The 6,215-nt window shown below is 64.6% G+C and carries 6 protein-coding genes; 4 read left to right on the top strand and 2 right to left on the bottom strand.

Translation table 11 applies throughout. The annotated features are described in order from the left end of the window. Positions 1-1,339 precede the first annotated feature (1,339 nt). Together GT495_RS10495 and GT495_RS10490 are read right to left on the bottom strand one after the other, a co-directional pair. Positions 1,340-1,522 carry a hypothetical protein gene (locus GT495_RS10495; protein ID WP_161162588.1) on the bottom strand — a complete coding sequence of 61 codons (183 nt, stop codon included), beginning with the start codon at positions 1,520-1,522 and terminating at the stop codon, positions 1,340-1,342. A 255-nt stretch (positions 1,523-1,777) separates the two neighbouring features. Beyond that, positions 1,778-3,205, bottom strand: coding sequence for a MobA/MobL family protein (locus GT495_RS10490; RefSeq protein WP_240128189.1), 1,428 nt, complete (start codon positions 3,203-3,205; stop codon positions 1,778-1,780). Positions 3,206-3,536: 331 nt separating this feature from the next. Between GT495_RS10490 and GT495_RS10485 the strand changes: the two genes are divergently transcribed. From GT495_RS10485 to GT495_RS10470, 4 genes are all read left to right on the top strand, one after another. Next, positions 3,537-3,866, top strand: a complete 330-nt coding sequence (locus GT495_RS10485) for a hypothetical protein (RefSeq protein ID WP_155162977.1) — start codon at positions 3,537-3,539, stop codon at positions 3,864-3,866. Then, positions 3,856-4,338, top strand: coding sequence for a hypothetical protein (locus GT495_RS10480; RefSeq protein WP_161162590.1), 483 nt, complete (start codon positions 3,856-3,858; stop codon positions 4,336-4,338). Before GT495_RS10485 ends, GT495_RS10480 begins: the two co-directional genes overlap by 11 nt. Before the next feature lie 4 nt (positions 4,339-4,342). Continuing rightward, positions 4,343-5,053, top strand: coding sequence for a 3'-5' exonuclease (locus tag GT495_RS10475; protein ID WP_155162975.1), 711 nt, complete (start codon positions 4,343-4,345; stop codon positions 5,051-5,053). Between the two features lie 200 nt (positions 5,054-5,253). Next, the gene (locus GT495_RS10470; protein WP_161162591.1) at positions 5,254-5,778 is read left to right on the top strand and encodes a hypothetical protein; all 525 of its coding nucleotides are present in this window, start codon (positions 5,254-5,256) and stop codon (positions 5,776-5,778) included. Positions 5,779-6,215: the final 437 nt, after the last annotated feature.

Here is a 6,215-nt window from a genome sequence, read left to right as displayed (position 1 = left end):
GGTTACGCTGCGCGGCTTTGGCCGTGTGTGAGTGACGACTTAGTTTCTTTGGGATGCGTAGTCGAGACAGACTGCGGCCGCCCCCCCCCCAATCGAACCAACCGCTTTAAACGGAAAACCCTCAACTGTCCCTTGGGTTTTTAGGGTCGACCTCCACAGCCTTCCTGAGCTTTCCCGAGTCCTCGCTTCGCCATGTGTCACGTCGCGTCGGGGCATTAGCCCTTTTACCAGAGATTTTATTTGTTGAGCGGGACGGACCAAACCTCCCCGCGCTCGGCTTACGTTGGGCGGGAGCGCCGAACAGCTCCGATCGCCACGGACAGGTTGCGGACGTTTGCTTGACCTTGAAGCCATCGCTCCATCACCAGGGTGTTGCTCACCAGAAGGCGGCCGATATTGCCGCCTGGGGGTGCGCCCTGACCTACGCCTAGGGGTCGACTAGTCCATATGGACTGTCCTTCTGCCTGTCACAGTCTCACGTTATTCGAGCTAAGGGCTACCTTTTTTAACGGGCATACAACCCGTGCCGACGTGGAACGGCCTATGTGTCGCTCCACAAAAAATGGGAGCCATTGAGGTGGCTCCCATTTGCGAATTCTCAGCTTGCTAATAGCGTGACCTGCGGGTTGCTGCTATGATAGACATGTCAGGCGAGCAGCTCAGTGCTTTCCTGGCGCTGTAGAATCGCGAGTTGGTAGCTCGCCTCTACTCGTGCGAAGGTGTTGGTAGCACCAACGCACAGCCCAATAATAGCAGCAGCCCGCCCGCTACGGCGGGCAGGCTGCTATTTTTTTTTGACTATTTTCGCAGGTAGATACACGTACGCTGCCGTACAAAATATGTTCAAATCGCTACAACAAAACCGAATGAAGCGCAAGGGGGCTTCCCGAACGGGAAGCCCCCTTTTTTGCTATTTGCCGACGCCGATGGCTAAGGTCCTGCCTTTACAGGACGTGGGGTAGAATCTTGACCGCCGCGAAACCCGTCTGCGGGCAACGCTTCGATCCCCGATTGGAGCGGCCTATGAACTTGTTTCTTGAAATCCTGCGTGCCACGGCCTATCTGGCCAGCATCACCCGGTCCGTCCTGTACGCGATCTGGTGGTGGAAGGAATATAAGCAGAACGGATAGCGAAGGGAGAAAGAAATAGCCCGGCTGGCACCGGGCTATCAATTCGACTGTACCTGCGTTGCCCGCGTTCCCAAAGTTTGACCGACTAGGAGCGGGTTTCGCGGCACAACCTGATTTTACCCGGTGGGGCGGCTCTTTTGCAGCCGCTCCACCGTTTTTTTACGCCTACCACCAGTGGTGGCCGTCGTACAGCTTCACGCCGTCAAGCTCAATCATGGCGGTTCACCTCACACCCTTCAGGCAGATCGCAGTCGAGATACACGCGGACATACCTGCTCTCGCCGCGGTTGGGGTACTCGCGGGAGCGCTCCAGAACGCACCCCGCCGCCTGCATCGCGTCGGCGATGCGGTGGACTTCCTCGGGCAGACCCTCAAGACGGACCCTGACCATGACAACCTCCTTGGAAAACATGCGCCGCCCGTCGCGGCGCAGCCTAAGATTACGGCTCCAAAAAAGTCCGAAAAAGTCTAGTCTTTGCAGCTCAGGGGTGCCATCGCGCAGGCGCACCCGCACGCGATACATAGTCGCGCGATCCCTCGAAAATATTTTTTCGCCAACCTCCGCGGCGGCCGCGGGCGGCTGGATTGCCGCCGCGAACGGTCATGGCCATAGCCGGCGCCGATGTAGCTGAAGCTACCGCGGCGGCTAGCGCTTGGGGCCGCGGTGCTTCTGCTCAGTCTGGGGCGGCTCGGGCTTGCGCGGCGCGGGGTCCTCCCCCGCGAGCCTCGCCCGCTCGTCGGCGAGCTTTCGGCGCTCGACTCCCAGCGCCGCGGCCTCCCGTAGGGGACCAGACAGCATCGCGGCAGAATTGCCGCCCTGCAGCGTCCTGATTTTAAGGTCGAGCGCGGCGATCTGCTCGTCGAGCTGAACGATAAGCTCGGCGCGGGTGTCGGTCTGGTCCGCTGCCGCGGCGGTCGCGCGCTGCCTTGCCGCGGTAGCCGCCGCGGCAGTGGCCATAGCCGCACGGCGGCGCTTGGCTAAGGCCGCCTTGCGCTGGCGCTCGCCCTTGCGCGGTCGCGACTGCCACGAATGTTCGGCCGTGCGGCGCTTGCTCTCGAGGTCGGCGATCTCCTGCTGCAGCTGCTCGAGGGCGGCGCCCTCGTTCTGCAGCTCGGATCGCAGGACGCGTAGGCGGACGTTGCGCTCGCGTATCTCCTTGTTGAGCTTCACGCGGTCGGCGCGGCCGATCAGGCCCGCGCCGCCCTCGTGGACGGTCGGCTGTTCCTCCAATCCCCTATCTTTATTGGAGCGATGGTCTATGGCCACAGCCGCGGTACCCGTGGCCGCGGCGTGCGCCGCGAGGTGCCTGTTCGCGATGCTCGCCCAGGCCGCGCGGACCTCGACCAGCTGCTCCTTCTCGACCTCGCGGGCGCTGCGCCCGCCCCCGTCCGTGCGGTGCATCTTCACGGGGCTCTTGCTGGTCCTATCCTTGGTGCCAAGGCCCTCCGCTCTCGCCTGCTTCATGGTTCGCCGCTGGCCGTCCTCGAAGTTGTACAGCTTTTGCCAGCCCGCGGCCTTGGCCGCGGCCCAGCCCGTCGCGGGGACCGCGATGCGCTCGCCGCCGTCGTTCTGGACGAGGTACCAGCTCTGGCCCTTCTGCGCTTTGGTGCGGGGCACGAAGCCCTCCGCACCGAGGTCGAGCGCAGACACCAGCACGTGGGCGTGCGGGTTGCCGCCGCGGCCGTCGTCGTGAATCGCCCAGTCGCACGCCTTGGTCGGGAACAGTGCGCAGAAGTCGCGCACGCAGGCGAGCCGCCCGCGCTCGTCCAGCTCGACGGGAAGGGCGAACTCGAAGCGCTTGGCCACGAGCTCCTTGCCCCCGCCCGCCTCGGCCCAGACGCGCTCGGCCTCGTTCCAGAGGGCCCCGCGGTCGATGGGCGGGGTGCCCGCGGGCAGGGCCAGGCCCTGGGCGGCGACGCGCTCCTTCCGCGCATAATCGCAGAGCTGGCCAGACCGTTCCTCGACGAGCGCCTGCCCAGACTGGTAGGCGGCCTTGCGGACAGCGCCCGCGCCCGTGGAGGGCGAGCAGCCGCGGGCGTTCAGATGGTAGATGGCCATGTTGGTTCCTTCCATAGGCAAGGGTCGCGGACGCGACCCGCGCAGCGGTGCGTGGCACCGTGAGCCGCGGTCGGCGAACGGTGCCCGCGGCGCGGAGCGCAAGGGAGCGCATCGACCGCGCAGCCCCGCACGCATGGACGTGAGCCGCCCAAGGCGAACGGGCTTGCGGGTGTGGGCGTAGGGCCGTCTGCCAAGACCGCACGCAACGCACCACTTTTGCTGCGCAAAAGCGGTGCTAAGTGCGCACTTCTAAAGAAGTGATATACCCCGCCCGCGTAATTTTACCGCGAGGATGGGTATATTTTCCTGCAAGGACAAACCGTAACGAGCAGGAAGGGCGGTCGATATGACGGCTTCGATTGACGAGCAGATTGCACGCAAGCAGGCCGCGGCGGAGCGGAAGAAGGCCGAGGCCGCGGCGTTGAAGAAGGAGATTAGGGACCTCGAGCGCAAGAGGGCCGCGGCGGAGCGGAAGGCGCGAACGCACCGCCTTGTCGAGGTCGGCGCGATCCTCGAGCAGACCGCGGGCATGACCTTCGATACCGAGGACAGCCGCCGCGCCCTGTCCGTCGCGCTGACCGAGCGGCTGCGGTACACGAACGGCCAGCCGTTCACCCGCGGCGGACAGATCGCCGAAGCCGTCGGCATGCTTCTGGAGGCCGACGGTGAACGTTAAGGTCTACTACTCCGCCTACCGCAACGCGGACGGCGCGGCCCTCTTCTACATGGACGAAGAAAGACGCGGGGAGTTCGTCCGCCGCGGTCGGATCGAGAGTTACTACACCCGCGCGGACGGCTCAGCCGCGATCACGATGGAATGCTTCGGGGTTAGCCCGAGCGGCCTCAAGGTCGAGCTTTGGTCGAGCTGCGAGGACAGGCCCGAGGACGCGGCGGAAAACCGCAAAGCCGCGGTGGACGCCCGCGATGCCGACGGGGACGAGTTCGGGGCGGCGAGGGAGGCCGCGGCTCGCTCGACCGATGACGGGCGCGGACTCGTGCGGACCATCGCCGCGATGCCCGAGCGTCTCGCGGACGCGGGCCGCGTCGCGGCGGACCCCTACGAATTCTTCGAGATCGCGGGGGCCGAGCTCGGAATCTACCGCGTCGACGTGGACGGCGAGGTCTACTGGAGCCAGGCCGAGGAGTGACACGATGAAGATCCGAATCGACGGCACGCCCGAGGAGATCGAGCAGGCCGCCCATATTTTCGGCCCCAGCTGCGGCCCGATCAAAATCACGAAGAAGCGCGAGGGCGGCAACTTCGGGTACCTCGAGGTCGACGAGCGCCAAAAGATCATCTGCCTCGATTGCGAGACCACGGGGCTCGACCCGACCGAGGACGAGATCCTGAGCCTGAGCATTGTCGACTGGGACGGCAACGTCCTCCTCGACCGGAAATACAAGCCCACGCGCAAGACCGAGTGGCCCGACGCGCAGCGCGTCAACGGCATCTCCCCACGGGCGGTGGCGAAGTGCCGCGACATCTGGGCAGACTCGACCGAAATCTGCCAGATCATCGGCGAGGCCGACGAGATCATCGGCTACAACGTCGGGTTCGACCTCGGGTTCCTCGACGCCGTCCGCATCGCGCCGTACAACTTCGGCCGCAAGCCGCGCGTGACCGACACGATGTATGAGTTCGCGAAGCTCCAGGGAGACTGGGACAGCGCTCGAGAAGATTACAAGTGGTACAAGCTGACCGAGGCAGCGCAGATCGCCGAATATGAGTGGACAGATAAGGCCCACGGGTCCCTTGCGGACGCGCTAGCGTGCCTGGCGGTGCAGAAGTACGTCGATGCCGAGTGGCGGCGGCTGCGGGGACCGGAGGGAATCCAGATGCTTTACCCCAATTTCCGGTACTGACGCGATACTGCCGCGCTGACGCGTCTTTTGGGGCGTGATTCGGTTCGCACCGATTCTCGACCTAAAAGACGCGTCACGCGTCGAGATGGGGCGGGCTGTGAACCGATTCGCTGCCGCGACTTGATATAATCGCAGGTAGATTGATATATGAAGGTGCCAATAATAGGCCTTATGTAAACTTGAACTGGAGCTGAGCCGCCTTGACCGCTGCAAACCGTGACGCGACCGAAAAGCGCGATGCCGCGACTCTGACCACCATAGCCGAGGTCGCCAAGGCCTGCGGCGTGTCCAAATCGACCGCGGCGCGGCGCCTGAAGGAACTCGATTTGGACACGGTTTCCGACCCGTCCGACCGCCGCGGCCGACAGCTGCTCCCGCCCGCGACCGCGTCGGCGCTCGCCGCGGCGCTGATGCCGACCGACGGCTCCGCGCCCGAGGACCCCGAGGCCGCCCGCGACCTGCTCGAGGCGCAGGTCGAGCCGTACCGCGACCAGATCGCCGCGCTCGAGCGCGAGGTTGAGCGGCTGACCGACCAGATCGCCAACCGCGACGCCGCGGCGGTCGAGGCCATCGCGCAGGCTGAGCAGCGCATCGAGGACCTGAAGCGCGAGAACGCCCAACTCCGCGAGGACCTAGCCCTGAGCCGTCGGCTCGAAGGGTTCCACTGGCCCTGGACGCGCGACAGGATTAAAGCGCAGCATCTGCTACCAAAAAGCACTGAATAGCAGGCGGAACCTCTATCCCAAAGGGTGACTAGCGGTCCATTGAAAGCGCGGAAAATCAAAGATTTACCGCCCTTCCAACAGCCCGCCCGCCCGCTTCGGCGGGGCCAAAAACGGCCATGAAAACGCTTCGCGTTTCCTACGGCCTACCCCGCCTACGCTGCGGTTTTTCGTTTCACTATTTGGGAGAGTATCAAGAAGTTATCCAGGACGCGGGTGCATGAGGGGCGCGTAGCCCCTCATCAGAGGGAGCGAAGCGACCGTGCCTGGACGATGGGCGTGCGGGTTGCCCTGGCGGGGGCGGCGGCGGGTCGGCTGGATGGATTGACCGTCCATCGGTCTCCGTGCCGATGTTGGGAGTGCGGTTACGCTGCGCGGCTTTGGCCGTGTGTGAGTGACGACTTAGTTTCTTTGGGATGCGTAGTCGAGACAGACTGCGG

Origin of the sequence: Collinsella sp. BIOML-A6, from assembly GCF_009875845.1 — a bacterium.
Classification (GTDB): Bacteria; Actinomycetota; Coriobacteriia; order Coriobacteriales; family Coriobacteriaceae; genus Collinsella; species Collinsella aerofaciens_H.
Note: the sequence above shows the minus strand (reverse complement) of the source record. Positions and strands in the feature narration are given on the sequence as shown.